This window comes from Mesorhizobium sp. M1A.T.Ca.IN.004.03.1.1, assembly GCF_003997555.1.
Classification (GTDB): Bacteria; Pseudomonadota; Alphaproteobacteria; order Rhizobiales; family Rhizobiaceae; genus Mesorhizobium.
Genome location: NZ_RZTV01000002.1, coordinates 76,230 through 97,005, shown reverse-complemented (window position 1 = coordinate 97,005; position 20,776 = coordinate 76,230). Strand labels below are relative to the sequence as shown.

Below are 20,776 nucleotides of genomic sequence, written 5' to 3'. Positions count from 1 at the left end.
GCCTCCCCTTCTCCCACAAGGGGAGAAGCAGGCCGGCGGGCTACAGCGCGTTCGTCAACCTTACGAACTCTTCCACACTCAGCGTCTCGGCCCGGCGCGTCGGGTCGATGCCGGCGCGGGTGAGCAGGGCTTCTCCGCCCAAGCTCTTCACGCTTTGCCGCAGCATCTTGCGGCGCTGGCCGAAGGCGGCTTCGGTGATGCGCCCCAGCCTCTTGCCGTCGGTGGGCAGGGGAGATGCACGCGGCACCAGATGCACCACCGAGGACGTGACCTTCGGCGGCGGAGTGAAAGCCTGCGGCGGCACGTCGAAGACGATCTTTGCCTCGGTGCGCCAGCCGGCAAGCACGCCAAGCCGGCCATAGGCGTCGCTGCCCGGGCTTGCTGTGATGCGCTCGGCCACCTCGCGCTGGAACATCAGCGTCATCGATTGGTAGAAGGGCGGCCAGTCGGCCGTCGTCAGCCAGCGGATCAGAAGCTCCGTGCCGATGTTGTAGGGCAGGTTGGCGGCGATCTTCACCGGGCTGCCGCCCGTCGTGCCGGCAAGCGCGGCAAAATCCGTCTTCAGCGCATCGCCGGGAATGACCTCGAGCCGGCCGGGATAATGGCCGGACACCTGCGCCAACGCTTCCAGACAGCGCTCGTCGCGCTCGACGGCGATCACGCGTTTGGCGCCGTTGAAGAGCAGCGCCCGGGTCAGCCCGCCGGGGCCGGGCCCGACCTCGATCACGGTCGTCTCGCTGAGGTCGCCGGCCGCGCGCGCGATCTTGCTCGTCAGATTGAGGTCGAGCAGGAAGTTCTGGCCGAGCGCCTTCTTCGCCTGCAAACCGTGGCGCTCGATCACCTCGCGCAGCGGCGGCAATCCGTCGATGGTCGTGCGCCCCCCGGTCAAATCGAGCCTCATGCCGCCGCAGTCCGGCGGCCGCTGTCGGCGAGGCGGCGAGCCAGCCTCAACGCCGCGATCAGGCTGTCGGCGCGTGCAATGCCCTTGCCGGCGATGTCGAACGCCGTGCCGTGGTCCGGCGAGGTGCGGATGAAGGGCAGGCCGAGCGTCACATTGACGGCCTCGTCGAAGGCCAGCGTCTTGGCCGGGATCAGCGCCTGGTCGTGATACATGCAAAGGGCTGCGTCATAGCCGGCGCGTGCCTGCGGATGGAACATCGTGTCGGCCGGCAACGGCCCGACAGCGTCGATGCCCTCGGCCTGAAGCGCCTCGACCGCAGGCAGGACAATCGACAGATCCTCCGTGCCCATCGCGCCGCCTTCCCCGGCATGCGGATTGAGCCCGGCTATGGCGAGCCTGGGCCGCGCGATGCCGAAGCGGCTCTCGAGGTCGGCCGCGGTGATACGTCCTGTGGCCACGATCAGCTCGCTCGTCAGAACCTTCGGCACCTCGGCAAGCGCGATGTGGATGGTGACCGGAACCGTGCGTAATTCGGGCCCGGCAAGCAGCATCACCGGCGTCACCTCGGCGCCGGTGTGGCGCGAGGCCAGATGCGCCAGGTATTCGGTGTGGCCGGGAAAGCGAAAGCCGGTGTCGTAGAGCGGCTTCTTGGCAATGGGACAGGTGACCACTGCGGCGGCGCGGCCGGCGAGGCAGTCGGCGACGGCGCGGTCGATCGCTTCGATGGTGCCCGCGGCATTGGCCGAATTCGGCTTTCCGGGACTGTCCAGATGCCGGGCGTAGAGTGGGACAACGGGCAGTGCGCGGGGAAAGTGATGCGCCGCTTGCCCCGGCAAGGTCTCCATGATCGCCACGTTGGCCCCGATCTGACGCGCCCGCGCCTTGATCAGGGCAGGATCGGCGAGCAGGTAGAAGGGCGGCACGCCGGCGCTGTCGCCCGCCTGCCAGGCGATGATGGCGATCTCGGGCCCGATGCCGGATGGATCGCCGACGCTGACCGCCAGCGGCGCGTCGGTCCTACCTGCGCTCATGGCGTCACGTGCGGCGCCATATCTGCTTCGAAGCAGGGCGGGTGGCTCGAGCCTTGTTCTGTCATGCGCCGAAACGGCCTATCGCTCGACGATGGTGGCCTTCTTGCGCAGTTCCTCGACATATTTCTTGCTGAGCTCGTCGGCGTCCTTGTCGTTGCTGCCGCCTTCGGCCTGGAACACCATCTGGGCGGCCTTGTCATCGGAAACCTCGCGCGAGGAACAGATACCGATGAACTCGACGCCGCGTTCGGTCTCGCGCGTCGGCGTCGCCCCTCCGACCTTGGTCGCCTTGATCTGTTCGGCCCAGTCCGACGGCAATTGCGGCGCCAGCACGCGGCCGAGATCGCGCACCGTGACGTCGATCAGCCCTTTGGCGAATTCGCGCGTGGTGTTGCAGCCGTTGAAGCGGGCACGCATGGCGTCGGCCTCGCGCTTGCGCTTGGCAAGCGTGGCCGAGCGCTCGGAAGCGGGCACCACGAAGATGACCTGCTGCAGCATATATTCCGTGGCGCTCGGCTTGGAGCCGCCCTTGTCGAGCATGCGGCGGACCGCATCCTGCTCAGTCACCGAGCCACCCTCGCCGGAGCGGTAGCGCGCGCCAAGCGCCTGGTTCCAGGCCATCTGCGCGCGGATGAACTCCTTGAAATGCTCCTTCGTGACGCCCGACTGCGCCATGACGGCGTCGAGCTTCGCGAGCGGCATCTTGTTGTTGGAGGCAAAACGCTGATAGGCGGCGTCGACCTGCTGGTCGGTGATGCGGATGCCGAGCCGCTTGGCCTCGGCAAGCCGCAGCGTCTGGTCGATCATTTCCTTGGCCGCGTCGCCTTTCTTGCGCTGCAGCTTGAAGAATGCGGCGCGATGGGCGATGTCGCCGGTGGTGATCGGTATGTTGTTGACGACATATTTGATCTGGCTGGCGAATGCCGGCGGCGTCATTGCCGCGATCGAAACCGAGGTCGCCGCCACCAGCAGCGCGAATCCTGCCGAAAACAGGTATTTCCTCATCTCACCTTCCCAATTCCTATCCGCCACGACGGCGCCGCACGTCCTCCGAACGCATGCGCTATGTGGTCGACCCCATGCCCGTCCTATGCGGCGAAACAATGTCGCCGGCGCATGACCCCGAGAATGGGCCCCACTTTCGAAGGATCACGCGCCAAACCAAGCTTCACGCCAGCGACGGCGCACGCCGTGACCGGCGCTGCCTCCGCTTACTGGATCGTGTCGACGCCGCTGGTCGACGAGCCGAAATCGCCGAGCGTGCGGAACGACAGGTTGAAGCCGATATTCTGCGACACCTCCTTGGTGACCGTATCGCGCGTCTGCGAGAACGTCATCACATAGGTGAAGCAGGAATCGTTATAGGCGAAGCCGACGCCGTCCTTAACCAGGACGCTTGTCTCCAGGTCGTAGGTGCCGGTGCCGAAGACCCGCCAGCTCTCGGCCAGGTGCGTAGAGGCTCCGAGCGTGACCTCGTGGCGGTCCGTGGCGAAGCCGTAGAGCGGCTGCGCCTGGATGAACGCATATTTGGCGCTGAGCGAAACCGGCAGGCCGGAATAGGCCGCCTTGATCTCCGCGCGCCTGACCTCGAATGTCTGCTCGTCGAACCGGCCGCTGAGCGAGCCGGAGAAGCCGCTCGGGCTGTTGAAGCCGATGAGGCCGACATAGTCGGACTTGGCGGTCTGCAGGCCCGAATAGGCGCCGACATTGACGAGGTCCGGCGCGTCGAAGGAGTTCTCGCCGCCCAGTTGGTAGGATTGGCCGAAGATGGCGTTGGTGCCCCAGCCGTTTCCATAGGCGCCGGAGTAGCGGAAGCCGACATTGGCGCGCGTGCCGCCTTCGATGCGATCGTAGCCGGAGAACTTGTCGCGTTCGAACAGGGTCGTGGCGTCGAAGACGAAGCTCTGCGCGTCCTCGTTCGGAATGGCCAGCCCGCCGACATATTGCTCGTTCGGGCGCACGAAGATCTGCGCTGTCGGTTCCAGGACATGACTGGAGTTCGACATCGAGAACAGGAGAGGCCAGCGCATCTCCAGGCCGAGCGTGGCCATGTAGCGGGCGAGCGAGGAGCGCATATCGACATCCTCGCCGAGATTCGCCGCCATCTGGTTGACCGCCGCCAGCGATTCGGATGTGGTCGACACATAGCCGGCGTCGCCACGGAAGGCGAGCAGCGGCGTCAGCTGCAGTCCGTCATCGGTGGTGAAGGTGCGCTTCCATTCGGCCTCCGCCGTCAGCCGGCTGGACTGGCCCTCGAGGCCGCGCACGTTGTTGATGGAAGTGTCGTCGAGCGGATTGGCCAGCACCGCGTCCAGCCGGTCGCGGCTGATGACGCGCGCATTGACGTTGAGCGACAACTGCCCGCCCGCCACCGACATGTCGGGGATATAGGCGTAGTCGAACGACGGCAGCACCCAGGGCTGCTTGGCGGAGCGCGCCGTCGGGTCGCTGGACAGCGTGTCTTCCTGCACCTCGAATCGCATTGCCCTGACGTCGAAATAATTACGGTCGCTCAGGCCCGTCAGATAGATCGACGACTGGTGGACGAGGTCGTTGTAGCCGTCGATGTTATAGGTGCGCGAAAAATTCTTGTCGGTCTGCAGCAGCACGTCCCAGCCGAAGTTCCAGCGCTCGTTGATGGCGAACTGGCCTTTGGTGCCCATCATGCCGCGGAACTTGTTGGGATCGTTTGGCTCTCCCGAATCGACGGTAAAGCGATTGCCCGTGCCGATGAAGGCGTCCGGATCCTGCTGATTGATGCCGGCGATTTTCAGGCTGTATTCGCCATTGTTGAAGCGCTGCCGCCATTCGGCCTCGCCGAGGAAGCCCTGCTTGGTGTAGCCGCTGCCGGTGACGGTCAGGTCATAGGTCGGCGAGAGCGCGAAATAGTAGGGTACTTTGAGGCCGACGCCGAGGTTGTTGTTGTAGACGATGCCGGGGATCAGGAAGCCGCTCTTGCGCTTGACCGTCGGGTCGGCGATCTCGAAGGCTGGCAAATAGGCAAGCGGATAGCCGAAGAACTCGAAATTCGCATTCTCGAACCGAACCGTCTTCTTCTCGCCGTTCCAGATGATCTTCCTCGCCTTGACGCGCCATGTCGGCGCCGAGTCGGGCTTGTCCTCGCAAGGCTCGCAAGCGGTGTAGATGCCGTTGTGGAATGTCGTCAGCACGCCGCCCATGCGTTCGGCGCTTTCGGCGGCGAAATAGGCCTTCTCGACCGTCTCGACGCGCAGCGCGTTGACGAAGCCGTCGGCGAAATCGTCGGTGATGTCGATATGCTCGGAATTGATCTTGGTGCCGTCGCTGTTGATGAGCTCGACGGCGCCGCTGGCGACGAGGCGCTTGGTATCGCGGTTGTACACCACTCGCTGGGCGACGAGCTTGTTGCCGCCATAGTCGATCTGCACGCCGCCGACGGCCGTCACCGTGTGCTTGTCGTTGTCATAGACGAGCGTATCGGCGGCCAGCAGCATCTGTGTGCCGGAGGGAACAGGCTTCGCCGTGATGGTCTGCGCCAGCGCCGGCACCGTCGGTACCACGCAAGCGAACAAACATGCCAAGGCTGTCGCCCCATAAAGGCGTGCCAGGCCGGCCTGCCTATGGCTGCGCAAACCAGCCTCCCTCACTAGCCGTCTTCCTTGTATAGCAGAAAAGTCACCCCGAAGAACATAGCCACGACAACCGGAACCCATGCAGCCACCATTGTAGGCACGAATCCGGCGACCCCGAATGCCTTGACCAGTACCGAAACGACATAAAGCAGAAAGCCGGCCAGGACGCCACCCAGAATCATCGTCGCCGACTGCCCCATCCGCGCAAATCGCATTGAAACTGTTGCCGCAATCAGCGTCATGGCGACGAGGAGGAACGGCAGCGCCACCAGCGAATCAAACTGCATGGCGAAGGCATTTGCCTTGAGGCCGAAGGAGCGGGCAACCTCGATCTTTGCCGGCAGATCGTAGAACGGGATGGTTTCCGGGCGCGCCAGGCGTTCCTGCACGAATTCCGGCTTGAGGTTGGTGGCCACGCGGTCGGAGGTCTCGGCACGGATGTTGCCGTCCTTGAACAGCTTGACGTCCTGCAATTCCCAGTAGCCGTCGCGCAGGAAGGCGCGCGCGGCGTCCTTGCGCTCGACGATGTTGCCCTGCTGGTCGAGGACGAAGAATACCGCGTCCGCCATTTCCAGCCCCTGGTTGAGGATGGCGCGGGCGCCGATGATGGTGTCGCCGGAGTTGGTCTTTTGCCTCAGCCAGGGCGTCGTGTCCTCCGTGACGGCGTTAGACTTGCCGGCGCGCAGCTGGTTTTCCATCTGCTCCGACCAGGAAAAGCCGTGCGCGGCGATCGGGTTGAGCACGCCGACCGACAACAGGCCGAACATCAGCGCGCCGACGCAGCACGGGAACAGGAACTGCCAGGCCGAAACCCCGGCCGAGCGCGCGATGACAAGCTCGTAGCGGCGGTTGAGCGACACCAGCGTTGCCATCGCCGAAAACAGCCCGACGAAAGGCACCGTCTGCAGCATGATCATCGGCATCCTGAGCGCCGAAATAGCGAAGGCGGTGCCGTAGGTGAAGCCCGGCAGTCCGGTCGTGCGGCCCGAAAGTTCGGTGAAATCGATCAGGAACACCAGCGCCAAAAGGCCGAGGAAGAACCAGATGGTGATCGACACGTAGCGGAAGAAGAAATAACGGCCCAGCGTCCAGCCCATCGTCAGGCTCCCTGGCCGGAGGTGCCGCGCCGGGCGAGCCACAGCTTGAGCGCCGTCCAGCCCTCGCTCACGCGGCCGGCGAGATTCGTCATCCAGTCGGCCCAGGCGGCGGGCAGTTCCATGCTCCGCGACGATACGATGAACCAGGCGGAGACCGCCGACGCCACGATCGGAACGGCGTAGACCATATAGGCGTAGTACCAAACCTTGTCGGCCTTGCCGGCGGCGAAGAAGCCAAGCCAGCGGACGAAAAGGGCGATAGCGATTGCCGTGATCAGCGGATGGATGCGCGCCTCGCGGTGCGAGCGCGCGTCGCCCGCGACCGCAAGCGCGATCAGCGCGAAGACCAGCGAATAGGACCATTCGGAGAAGCGCTGGTTGACCTCGGCCGTATAGCTGCCCGGATTGCGCTGGTACATCTTGTCGTTGGGATCCGGGTCGAGCAGGTATGACGTCGTCCGGTCCTTGGGCAGCAGCGTGATCTCGTTCGCCGCCGACATGAAGGCCGACAGGTCGAAGGCGTAGGAGGTGAAACGGATGACGGAAAGGTCGCCGGTCACCGATTTGCGGTTGATGACGCCGTCATTCATCATCAGCACCTTCTCGTCGCCTTTTTCGACGATGCTGCCGGTCTTTGCGTAATAGGTGAGGTTGGCGCCTTCCTCGCGCGAATCGGCGACGAAGATGCCGCCGAGCTTGTTGTCGGGCAGCCGTTCTCCGATCTGCAGGAACAGGCCGTCGTCGATCTTACGAAACGTGCCTTCCTGGATGATCAGTGACAGAAGGTCGGCGCGCGAGGCCGCCACCAGCTGCCGGTTCTTCTGCCTGGCATAGGGATCGACGCCGTTATCGACGGCAAAGGAAAAGACGCTGGCCGCCAGCGCCAGCAGAAGGAGCGGCCGCGCGATCGCCCAACGCGAGGCGCCCGCGGCGTTGATCACCGCCAGCTCCGAATCCGTGTTCATGGCGCTCAGCGTCTGCGCCACCGCGACCACCAGCGCGAACGGCACCACGATCGGGACGATCGAGGGGATGATCAGGGCCGCGACTTCGAAGAAGGTCAACGCCGACTGGCCACTGTCGGTGACCAAGTCGATCTTGGCGAGCACCTGCGTCGTCCACACGATCGCCAGTGTCCACGCCAGCGCCGCCAGGAACATCGCCGTAGCGCGACGCATGATGTAGCGTTCAACGACCTTCATGAAGGCTTTTCTCGATTGTGCCGAACGGCATCATGCCCGCCGACAAGGTAGTCATCCGCCGACGCCTGCACAACCGGGTCCACAGGCGGCTCATCCGGTTTGTCCTCTCCACGCCACGCGCCCGGCGCGGCGGAGTCTCCGCGTCAATGAATAAGAAATGCGAAACATTGATGGTTAACAATAGGTTGCGGCATGAAGCTTGCGTTCCGCCGCGACGAATCCTTGGTTGGTTTCGGCGCCGATATAGACAGCGATTTCGGCCAAAGTCTTGCCAAATGGCCGAAAACGACCAAATGTCGCGCACGCTTGAAAGCCGGTTCGCGGCGCCTCACCCGGAAGCAGGATCTGATGACTTCGAGACCTTCGATTGCCTTCGCCAAATTCGCCGCGCCTAAGAAAGGCAGCGTCTTCGTGCTTGCGGCCGACGGCGGCGGACTTGGCGATGCCGCGAAGGCCTGCGACCCGGCTGGCGCATTGGCGCGCGCGTTTCCAGTCGCCGATTTCTCCGGCAAGTTCGCGAGCTCGGTGGAAGTGCTGGCGCCGGAAGGAACCTCTGTCGACCGGCTAGTGGCGGTTGGCGCCGGCAAGGTCGCAAGCCTCGACGACTACGCCTGGCTGAAGCTCGGCGGCGCGGTTGCCGCCGCGCTGCGCAAGGCTGTGGAAGTCGCAGTCATCCTCGATCTCCCGGACCTCCAGCCGGACGGCAGGCAGGCCGCGCACCTTGCCGCCGGCATTCTCCTGCGCAGCTACGGCTTCGACAAATACAAGACCAGGAAGGACAAGGAAGAAGGCCAGTCCGACGCCAAGGGGGCGGAGAACAAAAAGGCGGAAACCGCAAAGCCGGCCAAGATAACCATCCACTGCGCCGACCCTTCCGCCGCCAAGAAGGCCTTCGCCGGGGAAGAGGCGGTTATCGAAGGCGTGCTGCTTGCGCGCGATCTCGTCAACGAGCCGGCCAATACGCTCGGTCCGGTCGAGTTCGCCGCTCGCGCGAAGGAACTGGAAGGCCTTGGCGTCGAGGTCGAGATCCTCACCGAGAAGGAGATGAAGAAGCTCGGCATGGGCTCGCTGCTCGGCGTTGCGCAGGGCTCGCCGCGCGGCGCCCGCATGGCCGTCATGCAATGGAAGGGCGGCAAGGCCAAGGACGCGCCGATCGCCTTCATCGGCAAGGGCGTCACCTTCGACACCGGCGGCAATTCGATGAAGCCGGCCTCCGGCATGGAGGACATGAAGGGCGACATGGGCGGAGCCGCCGCGGTCACCGGGCTGATCCGTGCGTTGGCCGCCCGCAAAGCCAAGGCCAATATCGTCGGCGTCATCGGCCTCGTCGAGAACGCCGTCGACGGCCATGCGCAACGCCCGGGCGACATCGTCACCTCGATGTCGGGCCAGACGATCGAGGTCTTGAACACCGATGCAGAAGGCCGCTTGGTGCTCGCCGATGCGCTCTGGTACACCAACGATCGCTTCAAGCCGAAATTCATGGTCAATCTGGCGACGCTGACCGGCGCCATCATGGTCGCGCTTGGCCAGCACTATGCCGGCCTATTTTCCAACAATGACGAGCTGGCCGGCAGGCTTTTCGGCGCCGGCCAAGCGACGCAGGAGCGGCTGTGGCGCATGCCGCTTGGTGCCGAATACGACAAGCTGATCGAGTCCAAGAACGCCGACATGAAGAACATCGGCGGCCGCTATGGCGGCGCCATCATCGCCGCGCAGTTCCTGCAGCGTTTCGTCAAGGACACGCCCTGGGCGCATCTCGACATCGCCGGCACCGCGATGGGCGCGCCGGCGAGCGAGATCAACCAATCCTGGGGCTCCGGCTTTGGCGTACGGCTGCTCGACAGGCTGGTGCGCGACCATTACGAAGGATAAGGCTGTCGTGGCCGACATCCTGTTCTACCACCTGACCGAATCGACGCTTGAGGAAGCCCTGCCGGGCCTGCTCGAGCGCAGTGTCGAGCGCGGCTGGCGCGCGGTCGTGCAGACCGGCACGGAGGAACGGCGGGACGCGCTCGACCAGCATTTGTGGACGTTTCGCGACGACTCCTTCCTCGCGCACGCCACCGACCGCGAAGCCTATCCGGCCGAGCAGCCGATCCTGCTCACCACGGGGAGGGGCAACCCCAACGCTGCCCAGATCCGCTTCCTAGTCGATGGTGCGCACCCGCCCGAGCTTTCGGGCTACGAGCGCGCCGTCTTCCTGTTCGACGGCCACGACGCAGCGCAGCTCGAAGGCGCGCGCAGCCACTGGAAGACGATGAAGGAAGCCGGCCACGCGGTGACCTACTGGCAGCAGACGCCCGACCGTCGCTGGGAGCGCAAGGCGTGAGAGTGATCAGCGGTCGCTGATCGTCGTCTTGTTGATTTTCGTGCTGGGCGGAAGGTCCTTCACCTGTCGGTGGATTTGGCCGGCGATATGCACTTTGACCCTGAAGAAGTCTTCTTGATTTGCTCGACGGACATTTCCCCACCGAGCACGGGTGGCGTTTCAAAGTCGTAACATTCGCCGGCGGCAGGCGCGCTACATCAGCGATGCGGTGGCCATGCGGTTTTTGGCGGTATTCGGCTTCTTGTCGCCGACATACTCAACATTCGTATCGACCAGCCGGTCGCTGTCGATCCCAATCGCGGTCATGATGTCCATGATCGCCTTGATCCGTTGCTTGGCCAGGTCCTTGTTCGTCTTTGCCGCATTGGCGCCCGTGATCTCCTTGGCGGCCAAGGCCGTCAGTTCCACGTTGCAACGCGTATCCTTGATGCTGTTGGCGAACTTCTCGAGGTCGCGTTTGACCGGGGGTGAAATCACCGAGGATCTGCTGTCGAAGAAGAGGGCGACCTGGGCAGGGCTTCGCTTTTCATACTGCCGGCAGGAGATCCCTTGCTTCGGCAAGGTATACAGGATAGCGCTCCGCGCCTGGTTCTTATCGCTGGCGCTATCGTCGACCCAATGAGAAAGCGCCAGCACCATTTCGGGCTTGACGCCCTGCGCTTTCAAAAACGCGCGTGTGGCGTTCAGCCTTTGGCCGGCAATGCTGTCCGCCTTGTCGTACGCGCCTTCCTTGCTGGCCGTCGCGTAGAGCCGGTAGCCGCAATCGCGACCGGCGTCCTTGACGAATGCCGCCAGCCCTTTCGCGGTTTCGTCGGAAATCTTGCTGTCGCCCTTTTTGAACAGGACGCGGTACGAGTTCCACTGGGTGCACTTCGGCCCGACGTCGCGCTCCTGGGCGGCGGCTGTGAAAAATGCGGTGCTGACGGGAATGATGAAAAGGCCCAGGACAAGGCCGACAATACTTTTCATTTCTTTGGCGCCCTTCCAAACTGACCCGATCTGTTCTTATCGCACTTCGCACTCTTGATTCGCACCCATGAAAGGTCACGTTCGCGCGATTGGCGGGCTCCCGCCCTTCAGTCCCAGACGAGCAGCAATTTGCGCCAAAAGGCGTTGGACGGCATCGGCTTCGAACCGCGCGGCAGTTTGATGGCCAGATAGATGGTCAGCCATTTGCGGTCGATCTCCCGGACGGAAACCTTCAAATCGTGCAACTCGAAAGGTTTCGAAATCCGCGTCCATCCGGAGAATGCCAGCGCGCCGACCGGCGTGTCGTTTTTCCAGCCCAGTTTTTCTTCCGGCCGGCCCAGCGCCATGGCGAATTCGAACGGCGAGGCATCCTCGTGGGCGATCTCCACCGTAGCGATGACACTGCGGGCAAAGGTCGGGAAAGTCGAATTGAGGGCGGCGACAACCGGGCCATGGATGCTCGGCCGCAAAAAGATACCGCCATTGTCCCCGGCGACCAGCAATGCCGGCAACTCGGACGGATAGTTCGTTACAAGCGCTGCGCGCTTCAGCTCTTCGCCGGTCAGCCGCCGCATGCGTTGACGTTCTTGCGGCGCGTTGAGACGCGGGTGCTTCCCGCCGGTCGAAACCACATTTCGGACCTGAATGCTTGAAAAGCCCCCGAGCACCCGAGCGTCCGGCCGATTGCCGCCGCATCTGACGGCGAGCAGCAGGTCGCGTCTGCCGGGAGCAGGCGAGTGGACGCCCGTTGCGATCTCGCGTGGTTCATGCGGGCGGCTGACATCGGCCCAACCGTTCCCGTCGCCATCCTTGAGGAGCCGGGCGAGCTGGTCAAAGGTCTGGTTTTCCGCGTCCACGATCGCGATCTGGAACTGCGCCGGTGCGGTCAGTGCCTCATCGAGATAGACCCAGCAGCTGGCGCTGATCGTCCCCGCCGGACAGACGCCCTTCAGCAGCGCCATTGAGACGGTGCCGGCGGTGGCTTGGACAAACAGCTGGTCCGGCGACTGCTCGACATAGCTCAAGAGATCCGCATCGGCAGCCGGATGCGAGCCAACATAGGCGCGGCGCAGGGCTTCGACCGGGAGGTAGCGCTCGCTGTAGAGCGAGGAATGGAGTTCCGGCACTGTTTCTTCAGCGGCGGCGTTGAGCAGTTCGACGACGCCCAGCGTGAAGTCGGACCGTCCGGCGTGAGCGAGCAGCGAAATGGCCGTGTCGGCCCTGCCTTCTCGCGCCGCAATCTCGGCCAGCAACTGCACTGCGTCCGCGGAGTTGGGGGGGGCTGCGCTCAGCCGCAGATACCGTTCGTCCTTGACGCGCAGTTCAAGATTCCAGAGGTTGAGGTCCTTCTCATGATCGGCAGTGTTCGAGCTGATGCCGAGCTGTACGAACATGTCGGTGTGCGCGAACTTGTGCTTTCGAAACACATCGATGATCGGCCGGCGATTCCTCAGCCACTCGGCATTGCGGTTCATGCCGGCCGGCGAAGACCGGTACCAGTACAGCGGCTCCGGCACGGTGACGATTTCCAGACCCGCGAGATCGGCGCGCAGGAAGAATTCCCAATCGCTCGCCGAAAAGCCGCGCTCCTCGTTGAGGTAGCCAACCTTGTCGAACACCTCGCGCCGGAACATCGCGTTGGCGTCGCCATACGGATTGGTAATCAGCGCGATGTCCGGCGGACCGCCGACCGGAAAGTAGAGCATATAGCCGCTCTTGGTGTCCGGCGGCACGAAAGGCTCGTTGAGCCATTTGGCGAAAGTCGTGCAGATATCGGCGCCGGACTTTTGCATGCCGGCCACAAACGTGCTGACCGCGTTGGGGAAGAGAGCGTTGTCGTCGTCCAGGAACAGGATAAAGGACCCCTTGGCGGCGCGAATACCGGTGTTGCGCGCTTTGCCGAGGAAGCCGTTCTTCTGCCGGATGATCCGCCAGCCGCGCTGCTCGAACTCGGGCTCGATGTCATTGAGCAGCCGAATTGCATCCGGATCCGTGCTGCCGTCATCGACGACGATCAGTTCGATATTGGGATAGTCCTGGCGCCGGACCGAGGCAATCGCCTGCGGCAACAGCCGCGCCCGATTGTAGTGCGCCGTGATGATGGATACCAGCGGCGGTCGGCTGCGGTTCCGGCTTGGGCCGTCGGCTCTGGCCGGATGCCGGCACAATTTGACGTGCAGTTTGCTCCAGGCCTTCTCGCGCGCTTCCCGGTCAAGCAACGGTTTTGCCGGACCGAACGAGCGGCTCTCGAGCACGGATTGGATCTTGGCCGCGATCGCGGAGGGGGATGCCTCCACCATGACCGCCTCGGCGGACTCCGGCTGAAGCAGCCCGCGCATGCTGCCGACGTCCGTCGTGACGAACGGGATCTTCTCGTCAAGGCACGTCACCACATCCAGCGGGAGCTGCGCGGCCGAGTGCGTTATTGCCACCAGCGCATGGCTTTGCCGCAGGTAACGAAAGATCTCGGGCTCGTCCCGGATGGGCAGCAGTTTCAGCTTGAAGGGCCAATGCCGGGCGCGCCGCAGGATCATGCCGCCCGAATGCTCGCCGAGCACATGACCAAATGCGCCGACGATGGTCACGGCCAGGTCCGTCACGCCATTCTCGGCCAGGCGATCCAGTGCGTCGCAAAACAGCGTCAGTCCGCTTCGCGTCTTGGTGCCCGAGAAATGAACCACCTCGGCGGCCGGTTTTTCCCGGGGCCGGTAGTGATCGACGGCGAAGTTCGAACGCCACTCCTCGGGCTCCAACGGCGTCGCGATGTGCTGGCTGGCCGGCAGTCTCCACCCCGCCTTGTTCATCCAGTCGAGCAGGGACTGGCCTGTGACGACGAGATGGTCGCAGGTTTCGGCGGAGGTCCTCTCCATATGGGCGACGGTCATCTGCTCCTTGCGTTCGATCGCCCTGGCGTTAGCCTCCAGATCCCACATGAGCGGCCCATGCGCGAGCACCACGAGGATGGGAGGGTCGGCAAAGACACCCGTGCGCTTGGCGACGGTGGGGAAATGCGCCAGCCCGCCTTCAAGCGCGAAATAGACGACATCGAAGGGGTTCTGTTTGAGGTAGTGGTAGACGGCTACGGAATTCTTGTCGCTGGACTCCAGGCCACGCAGCAATTCGGGTGACCGCGGCAGCAGCTCGAGGCGCACCAGGAAATTATCGAAGCTCCATTTGGCGAGCCTGTCGATCTCCTGCTCGTCGGGCTGGCTGCCGAGCGGGCTCGGCACCCATAGCAGCGTGACCGTGTCGCCGATTTTCGCCAGGTGCTGCGCCAGCGCATACGTCGCCGACCCTGGATCAGCGGTAACCGTAGAGCCGAACTCGACTTCGGAAACGACACACACCCTGCGGGGTTTGTGGCTTGACTGCCGCTTAGGCGTAGAGATTGCGCCCGTCTTCGAACCAACCTTCAATCGGTCCCCCTCGATCCTCAGCCGCAGCAGTCTTGCCAACAGGTGGATAACACTTTGATAATCGTCTGACCGGGATAATCATCGCAAGCCTGTCCAGGCTCCTCGCGCAAACCGTATTGATTGGCGTTCGCATGCTTGCCCATCGACCTCCAAAACACCTTGAGCGGCTGGACCATAGGCCGCTTGACGTGCGCAAGGACGAGATTCTGTGCTTCGTTGCACTGCGCAACGAGAGGACGTTGCTGCCGCATCTTCTCGAACATTATCGAAGGCTCGGAGTCGACCGGTTCTTCTTCCTGGACAACGGCTCGACGGACGGGACGCGAGAACTAGTCCTGGAGCAGCCGGACAGCCATTGTTTCCACACGGAGGGGTCGCATTTCGCCGAGAACATCACCCCGCCGCGATGGATCAACACATTGATGCGCGTGTTCGGTTCCGGCCACTGGTGTCTGTCCGTCGATGCCGACGAGCTTCTTGTCTATCCCGATCTCGAGCGCGTGAGCCTGCGCCGGCTTTTCAATTATCTCGAGTCGACCGGCGCCGAAGCTGTGATCGGATCCATGATCGACATGTACGCGGACGGACCGTTGGCGGAGTGCAGCTACGACGGCAGCATCCCTTTGGTGCACGCATCCTCCTATTTCGATCCGGAGCCGGGATGGCTGCGCGCGCGGGATGGACTTTATCCTCCCGAGCAAATGTTCGGCGGGGTGCGCGAGCGCGTTTTCTGGCGCGGCCGCTTCAAGCAGACCTTTCCACCGTGCCTGACCAAGGTGCCGATCGTGCGGTGGAGCAGGGACACACATTATCACGCGGCGCAGCACACCATCAGCAAGGTGCGATTCAGCGAACTCCGCGTCGCGCTGCTGCACTTCAAATTTGTTTGGGGCTTCCAGCAGAAATCGGCATCCTCGCTAGGCGAGAATGCGCAACTGAAAGAAAAGACGCTCGAAGAGCGCGCCGCCTATATGGAGGCCTTGGAGCGCAATCCGAAACTCTCGCTTCGCAACGACCGGTCCGTGCGCTATCGCGGCGACACTGCCCAGCTCGTGGAACTCGGCTGGATGAAAACCTCGGATCGCTACGCCGAATTCGTCGCGACGGGCTGGCCGCGGTTACAGGAAACCGCGGCCAGCTGATCTGACGATCTATTGGCGAAATGCCGCCGGCAATTATCCGCCGTAGCGGCCGCCGCCATCCCCGCCATTGCCGTTCCCACCGCCCCCGGCAAACTGCGACAAGCTGTTCAAAGCAAGCGCTTTGCAGGCCGTTGGCGCATTCGGATAACGATGCAGGTAGTCCTCTAGCGCCTCGATGGTGCCGATCTTGAGGGCCTGCTCGCAGGCGAGCTCGGCTTCCTTGATTGGAGCAACTTCGATTTGCGCTTGCGCCGCATTCGAAAACGCGACGCTCAACCCGAGCAGACTGAGTCCGCCCAGAAGTAGCGACTGTATCTTACGCATTACGCCCACCCTTGCCACTACATACCCCATAGGCTGTTGATACTATTGATTTGTTAGCAATTTGTCAACCATATCGGAAGAAATCGGCTTGAGAGATGGTTAACTTTGAGCGGCTGCTTGGGCCTGTGAAGGCTATTTCTCGCCGACGGGGCTGAATCGCGTCGTGGCCGCAGAAATGCGGCGCCGAAAAACAGGCGAACCGGCAGCATGTCGAGTTCAGATTTCGAACGTCCTGCTTTAGTCGCTGAACACCGTCAGCGTCCGAAAGAAGGCGTTGCTCGGAGCACCGTTCGGTCCTTCCACGAAGCGCACCGCGAGCACGATCGAAAGCGGCATCTTGCGCCTGACATTGACCGTCGCCGCCAACGCGTGGCGCACGAATCTGTCGCGGACCGTCATCCAGCCGGAAAAGCCGATTGTCTGCGCGCCGACATCCTGCTGCCAGTCTATAGGCCGGTCCGGGCGGGCGAGCGCCAGGCCGAACGCGATTGCCGGAGCCTCGGCATGGGCGAGTTCGATGGCGGCCTCTATTCTGCGAAAGAAGGGCGGGAATTGATGATCGATCGATGCTGCGACCGCACCCTCCGCATGCGGGCGCAGGAACACGCCGCCGCCGTCGGGCGCCACCAGCAACAACGGCAGCGCTGCAGTGCGCGGCGTAAGCAGCCTTGCGCTCCTCAGCACGTCGTAAGCGAGCGCGCCTGAAGCGCCGGCCGCCACGGCTCTGCCTGATGCGTCTGGCTGCGGCCTGGCGAGACCGTCTCCAAGCAAGGCGGTGGCAGTATCGTGGCGGCCGACCGAAGCGGCGATGCCGGCGAGCGTCTCGATCGCTGCCTCGCCGTTCGGCTCGAGGTCGCTGAGAGCCAAATATTTGCGATCGGCAGGCTTATATTTCAGGTTCTCGCGCGCGCTGTCGACTTCGGAACGCGCCGTGTTCTGCGCGATGGCCATTTGGTGGAGCAGCCGGGTGTCATCGGATCGCAGCGTCCGGAACGCCTCCAGGACAGGCAAGCGGTTGTCGTACCAATTCGACGTGCGGAACATGCCGTCCGGTTTCGACCGGTACCAGTAGAGCGGCTTTGGAATGGGCCTGAGCTTGCGCCCGGCGAGTGAGGCCCGCGCGAAGAACTCCCAGTCGTGCATGGCATAGCCGGGATCCTCAAGCCAAAATCCGATCTGCGAGAAAACCGACCGGCGCACCATCGCATTGGCGTCGCCATAGACGTTGTGGATCAGGCCCAGCGCGTCGGGGCCGCCAAGCGGCAGATACTGGATCAGGCCGTCGGCCCGGTCCTCGGGCACGAAATCCTCATAGAAGATCAGTTGGAAGGCGGTGCAGATATCGGCGCCCGATGCCGCCATGCCACGGACGAAATGCTCGACGGCTTCCGGAAAAAGCGCATTGTCGTCGTCGACAAACAGGACCAACTCGCCGCGCGCGGCGCGCACTCCGGCATTGCGGGCGGCGCCAAGATGCTTGTGCGGCCGGCGCAGGATCCTCCATCCGCGCTTACGGAAGCCTGGTTCCAACGTATCCAGCAATTGCCTGGCTTCTTCCAGATCGCTTCCGTCGTCGACCAGCACCAGTTCAAGATTGCCGTAGGTTTGCGCCTCGACCGCTTCGATGGCCTGTTTGAGATAGAGCGGCCGGTTGCGATGCGCCATCACCACCGAAACCAGGGGCGCCGGTTGGGGCCGCTTGCGAATGCGCTTCCGGGCAGCGGGCAGAGGGCGCGTATCCAGCCATGCCTTGCGGCCAGGCCCCGTCATATCGATCCGCCGTGGCCGGGGCGGCTTCTCGAGCGCCGCCAGCATGGCGGCCGCCAATTGCGCCGCGTCGGGCTCGACCAGCGGCGGCTGGCCGGCTTCAGCCTTCCAGGCTTCGGCATTCGCGCCGGCATTGGTTGCGACGAAGGGCAGCCCTGCCGCGGTGCATGCGCCAACGGCCTCGCCGGTCGATGCGGCAAGGCTTGGGACAACGGCCAAGGCGCCGCTGCGTGCGAGGTAGTCGAGCCTCTCCTCGAGGGTCGCGCGCGGCAACAGCTTGAGCCGGAACGGCCAACGTTCGGCGCGCCGCAGAAGCAGTCCGCCGCTGTGCTCGCCCATGATCTTGCCGAATGGACCGAACGCGGTGAGGGTCAGCCCTTCGGGCGCCGATTGCGCGAGGATGTCGAGCGCGTCGCAGAGCAGCGTCAGCCCGTCACGAAAGCGCGATCCGGCCAGGGCGGCAAGCTCACGCGCCTTGCTCGCGATGGGTGGCTGCGGCGCTTCGGTCCGGACGGCCCGAAGCGGTGGCGGCAGCACCGTCGCCTTTCTCACCTTCCAGCCTCTCGACAGCATCCATTGGCGCAGGGCGGCGGATGCACAGACCGTCCTGTCGGCCATCTCGGCGCAGTACTTTTCCATGTAGGCCGTGGCGATCGCCTCTGTGCTGCCCATGAATGTTTTGTCGGCCTCATGCGCCCATTCTTGCGGAGCGCGGGCAAGGAGGACGATCGGCGGCGTGGCGAAGGCATCGGTCTCAGCCGCGAGCAGGGTGAAGTAGGGCAGGCCACCCTCCAGCGGCGCGTAGACCAGATCGTAACTGCACCGCTCGAGATAATGCAGCAGCGCAGCGGAGCGGCTTTCGGGCGTCGCCAGCGAGGGAAGCAGCTGGTCGGACCGGTCGAGAACCTCCAGTTTGACCGAGGCGGCCCCGAACTCCGCCCGGCGGGCAGCTACCTCGTCCGTGGATGGCACGTCCCGGCCGGCAACCCACAGCAGCGTGACGTCGTCTCCGTTTTCGGCGAAGAGCCTTGCAAGTTCGCCGGGCGCCGAGGCATCGTCTTTATCGGCGTCGCGCCGGATCGCAGGCGTGACCACGCAGATGCGGCGACGACCGCCTTCCGGCTTCGGCTTGCTTCCAGCGGTCATTGAACGTTCCTCTGACCCAAATCGACCGGCAAGGCTTCCACGCTTCTCTGGTCTTTGACCATGCCGGATTTACTTTTCAGTGATCATCCTTCTGCGCCGTTGATAAACCAATGCAATCAAGCGGCTCCTAAAAAGACTGTGCAATCAAGCGATTGTTACAAGTTTATCGACACGGCATAACCAATCTTTACGCGTCCCGGCTAACCGTTCACGGCATAGCAGGAGGCGCGAATGAAAACGATATTGAAGTTTCTCGCTGCGCTCGCCTTGACGGGCGCGATGATTTCGACGAGCTCGGCAGACCAATTGCTGCGTCCGCGCATGAATCTTGGCAAGGGCTACGTCAAGACGATCAGCGGCGACCGCGGCGGCTATGTAATCGACTATGCCATCCGCATGCTGAAGATGCGCCGCAGCGGCGGTTTCGTGCGCTTCAACGGTGCGTGCGATTCGGCCTGCACGCTTTACCTGGCGATGCCCAAGAGCAAGGTCTGCGTTACGCGCAACGCATCGTTCGGCTTCCACCTGCCGTATGGCGCCGGGGCGCGCGGCAACCAGGTCGCGGCCGACTTCATGATGAAGAACTACCCTGGCTGGGTTCGCGGCTGGATCGCCAAGCGCGGCGGCCTGAAGAACTCCGTCACCACCATGACTTATGCGGATGCGAGCCGGTTCCTGCCGACTTGTCCCGCCGAACAGCGATCGACCATTGCGAGCCTCAGCCCAACGCGCCTGCGCGGCGGTTGAACCCCGCAGCAAGTGCTGGGACACCGACGACGGCGGGTGCTTCAGGGCGCGCCCGCCGTTGCCGTTTCAAGCGGCCGCGCACATTTGAACGGAGAGGTCGTTTGTGTATGTTCGGGCAAACTCCAACGGGTGTGGCGTGAATGCAGTCTTGTCAGAAGTTCGTGCTGATCGCTTCGCCACGAACCGGTTCTCAAGCGCTCAATCGCCATCTCAACCAGTATGACGGGATGGTCCTGCACGGCGAAATCTTCAATCCGAGCTTCGTCGGCTTGCGCCATGACTATCACGAGAAGATCGATCTGCCGCGCGATCGGGTCGATTTGCGAGATGCCGAGCCGGAGCAGTTCACCGCGCGCATCTTCGACGATCCGTCGGCTCGCTTCGTCGGTTTTCACATATTTCCCGACCAGACGCGCGCGGCCATACTCCCCGTGTTGGAAGATGAAAGCGTCAAGAAGCTCTGGCTTGTCAGGAATCCGATCGCGTCCTTCGTCTCGCTGCTCGAAGCGGAAGCATCCGGAGTATGGACAGTCCATGCCACCGATCGGTTCGCAGCCGACAGCCCCAGAAAGAAGGTGCATTTCGACATAGAACGTTTCAACGCGTTTCTGCGCGAGCTGAATCTGTTTCGCGCAAAGATCAGATCCGTGCTGTTCGAGACCCGACAGCCGTATTTCCCGATCCACTATAGCGACATCGGCGATCCACTGGTTGGCAATGCAATCATTGCCTATCTCGGCGGTTCCCAGCGACTGGACCACTTCGAGACCGAGATCCTGAAGCCGCCGCAGCGGCCTTTCGTCGACCGCATCGAGAACTACTGGGAATTCGTGACCTATTTCAGGGCAGTCTCGACGGACGATCTGTACGCGTTCGGCTGACGTCGGAACGAAGCCGGGTCGGCGCGCAACACGGTCTCAGCTTTCTTTTGTTGCCGCAAGTTGGCCGCTTCCATGCTGATCGGCGCTTTGGCAAACCCGTTGTCTTTCAATCTTTGCGGTTAACCAGTTCTGAAGAGACGTCGTTAACGCACACTTGATTTTGTTGACTCTTTCCTGCCCCGAACCGATTTTGCGCACGGGGTTTGAAAG

General features: G+C 63.2%; 15 protein-coding genes. 5 read left to right on the top strand and 10 right to left on the bottom strand.

Going from position 1 to position 20,776, the window contains the following annotated elements; translation table 11 throughout:
* Positions 1–40 precede the first annotated feature (40 nt).
* From rsmA to lptF, 6 genes are all read right to left on the bottom strand, one after another.
* Positions 41–901: a 16S rRNA (adenine(1518)-N(6)/adenine(1519)-N(6))-dimethyltransferase RsmA gene (rsmA, locus tag EOD29_RS06410; RefSeq protein WP_127246210.1), complete on the bottom strand. Its 861-nt coding sequence runs from the start codon at positions 899–901 to the stop codon at positions 41–43.
* Positions 898–1,932: a 4-hydroxythreonine-4-phosphate dehydrogenase PdxA gene (pdxA, locus tag EOD29_RS06405; RefSeq protein ID WP_127246209.1), complete on the bottom strand. Its 1,035-nt coding sequence runs from the start codon at positions 1,930–1,932 to the stop codon at positions 898–900. The genes rsmA and pdxA overlap by 4 nt, the downstream gene beginning before the upstream one ends.
* 78 nt (positions 1,933–2,010) lie before the next feature.
* Entirely contained in the window at positions 2,011–2,937 is a 927-nt protein-coding gene (locus tag EOD29_RS06400; RefSeq protein ID WP_066995711.1) for a peptidylprolyl isomerase, read from the bottom strand.
* A 206-nt stretch (positions 2,938–3,143) separates the two neighbouring features.
* On the bottom strand, positions 3,144–5,558 hold the full coding sequence (locus tag EOD29_RS06395; RefSeq protein WP_066995713.1) for an LPS-assembly protein LptD: 2,415 nt from the start codon (positions 5,556–5,558) through the stop codon (positions 3,144–3,146).
* Positions 5,558–6,640 (bottom strand): LPS export ABC transporter permease LptG, encoded by a 1,083-nt coding sequence (lptG, locus tag EOD29_RS06390; protein WP_127246208.1) that lies wholly within the window; start codon positions 6,638–6,640, stop codon positions 5,558–5,560. Before lptG ends, EOD29_RS06395 begins: the two co-directional genes overlap by 1 nt.
* Positions 6,641–6,642: 2 nt before the next feature.
* The gene (lptF, locus tag EOD29_RS06385; RefSeq protein WP_067330299.1) at positions 6,643–7,842 is read right to left on the bottom strand and encodes an LPS export ABC transporter permease LptF; all 1,200 of its coding nucleotides are present in this window, start codon (positions 7,840–7,842) and stop codon (positions 6,643–6,645) included.
* A 348-nt stretch (positions 7,843–8,190) separates the two neighbouring features.
* On the opposite strand from lptF, the gene EOD29_RS06380 reads away from it, so the two are divergent.
* Both EOD29_RS06380 and EOD29_RS06375 read left to right on the top strand, forming a co-directional pair.
* Entirely contained in the window at positions 8,191–9,717 is a 1,527-nt protein-coding gene (locus EOD29_RS06380; RefSeq protein WP_127246207.1) for a leucyl aminopeptidase, read from the top strand.
* Positions 9,718–9,724: 7 nt separating this feature from the next.
* The gene (locus EOD29_RS06375) at positions 9,725–10,174 is read left to right on the top strand and encodes a DNA polymerase III subunit chi (protein ID WP_127246206.1); all 450 of its coding nucleotides are present in this window, start codon (positions 9,725–9,727) and stop codon (positions 10,172–10,174) included.
* Between the two features lie 192 nt (positions 10,175–10,366).
* On the opposite strand, the gene EOD29_RS06365 is transcribed toward EOD29_RS06375, so the two are convergent.
* Both EOD29_RS06365 and EOD29_RS06360 read right to left on the bottom strand, forming a co-directional pair.
* Complete coding sequence (locus tag EOD29_RS06365; RefSeq protein WP_127246205.1) at positions 10,367–11,143, bottom strand: OmpA family protein; 777 nt, start codon at positions 11,141–11,143, stop codon at positions 10,367–10,369.
* A gap of 107 nt (positions 11,144–11,250) precedes the next feature.
* A complete protein-coding gene (locus tag EOD29_RS06360) occupies positions 11,251–14,490 on the bottom strand; it encodes a DUF6212 domain-containing protein (protein WP_128203106.1) in 3,240 nt (1,079 codons plus the stop codon).
* 257 nt (positions 14,491–14,747) lie between these two features.
* On the opposite strand from EOD29_RS06360, the gene EOD29_RS06355 reads away from it, so the two are divergent.
* Entirely contained in the window at positions 14,748–15,701 is a 954-nt protein-coding gene (locus EOD29_RS06355; protein WP_164748224.1) for a glycosyltransferase family 2 protein, read from the top strand.
* A gap of 33 nt (positions 15,702–15,734) precedes the next feature.
* On the opposite strand, the gene EOD29_RS06350 is transcribed toward EOD29_RS06355, so the two are convergent.
* Positions 15,735–16,025, bottom strand: a complete 291-nt coding sequence (locus tag EOD29_RS06350; RefSeq protein WP_127215833.1) for a hypothetical protein — start codon at positions 16,023–16,025, stop codon at positions 15,735–15,737.
* Positions 16,026–16,262: 237 nt separating this feature from the next.
* Positions 16,263–18,938: a DUF6212 domain-containing protein gene (locus EOD29_RS06345; protein WP_127246203.1), complete on the bottom strand. Its 2,676-nt coding sequence runs from the start codon at positions 18,936–18,938 to the stop codon at positions 16,263–16,265.
* 231 nt (positions 18,939–19,169) lie between these two features.
* Here EOD29_RS06345 and EOD29_RS06340 point away from each other — a divergent pair, with 231 nt between their 5' ends.
* Together EOD29_RS06340 and EOD29_RS06335 are read left to right on the top strand one after the other, a co-directional pair.
* Positions 19,170–19,685, top strand: coding sequence for a hypothetical protein (locus EOD29_RS06340; RefSeq protein ID WP_245299612.1), 516 nt, complete (start codon positions 19,170–19,172; stop codon positions 19,683–19,685).
* A 140-nt stretch (positions 19,686–19,825) separates the two neighbouring features.
* A complete protein-coding gene (locus tag EOD29_RS06335) occupies positions 19,826–20,566 on the top strand; it encodes a sulfotransferase domain-containing protein (protein WP_127215831.1) in 741 nt (246 codons plus the stop codon).
* Positions 20,567–20,776 lie beyond the last annotated feature (210 nt).

Bases quoted from the DNA above. Each gene is read 5' to 3' on its own strand.
- rsmA (WP_127246210.1), bottom strand. From the start codon at position 901: ATGAGGCTCGATTTGACCGGGGGGCGCACGACCATCGACGGATTGCCG.
- pdxA (WP_127246209.1), bottom strand. From the start codon at position 1,932: ATGAGCGCAGGTAGGACCGACGCGCCGCTGGCGGTCAGCGTCGGCGAT.
- EOD29_RS06400 (WP_066995711.1), bottom strand. From the start codon at position 2,937: ATGAGGAAATACCTGTTTTCGGCAGGATTCGCGCTGCTGGTGGCGGCG.
- lptG (WP_127246208.1), bottom strand. From the start codon at position 6,640: ATGGGCTGGACGCTGGGCCGTTATTTCTTCTTCCGCTACGTGTCGATC.
- lptF (WP_067330299.1), bottom strand. From the start codon at position 7,842: ATGAAGGTCGTTGAACGCTACATCATGCGTCGCGCTACGGCGATGTTC.
- EOD29_RS06380 (WP_127246207.1), top strand. From the start codon at position 8,191: ATGACTTCGAGACCTTCGATTGCCTTCGCCAAATTCGCCGCGCCTAAG.
- EOD29_RS06365 (WP_127246205.1), bottom strand. From the start codon at position 11,143: ATGAAAAGTATTGTCGGCCTTGTCCTGGGCCTTTTCATCATTCCCGTC.
- EOD29_RS06350 (WP_127215833.1), bottom strand. From the start codon at position 16,025: ATGCGTAAGATACAGTCGCTACTTCTGGGCGGACTCAGTCTGCTCGGG.
- EOD29_RS06345 (WP_127246203.1), bottom strand. From the start codon at position 18,938: ATGACCGCTGGAAGCAAGCCGAAGCCGGAAGGCGGTCGTCGCCGCATC.
- EOD29_RS06340 (WP_245299612.1), top strand. From the start codon at position 19,170: ATGAAAACGATATTGAAGTTTCTCGCTGCGCTCGCCTTGACGGGCGCG.
- EOD29_RS06335 (WP_127215831.1), top strand. From the start codon at position 19,826: ATGCAGTCTTGTCAGAAGTTCGTGCTGATCGCTTCGCCACGAACCGGT.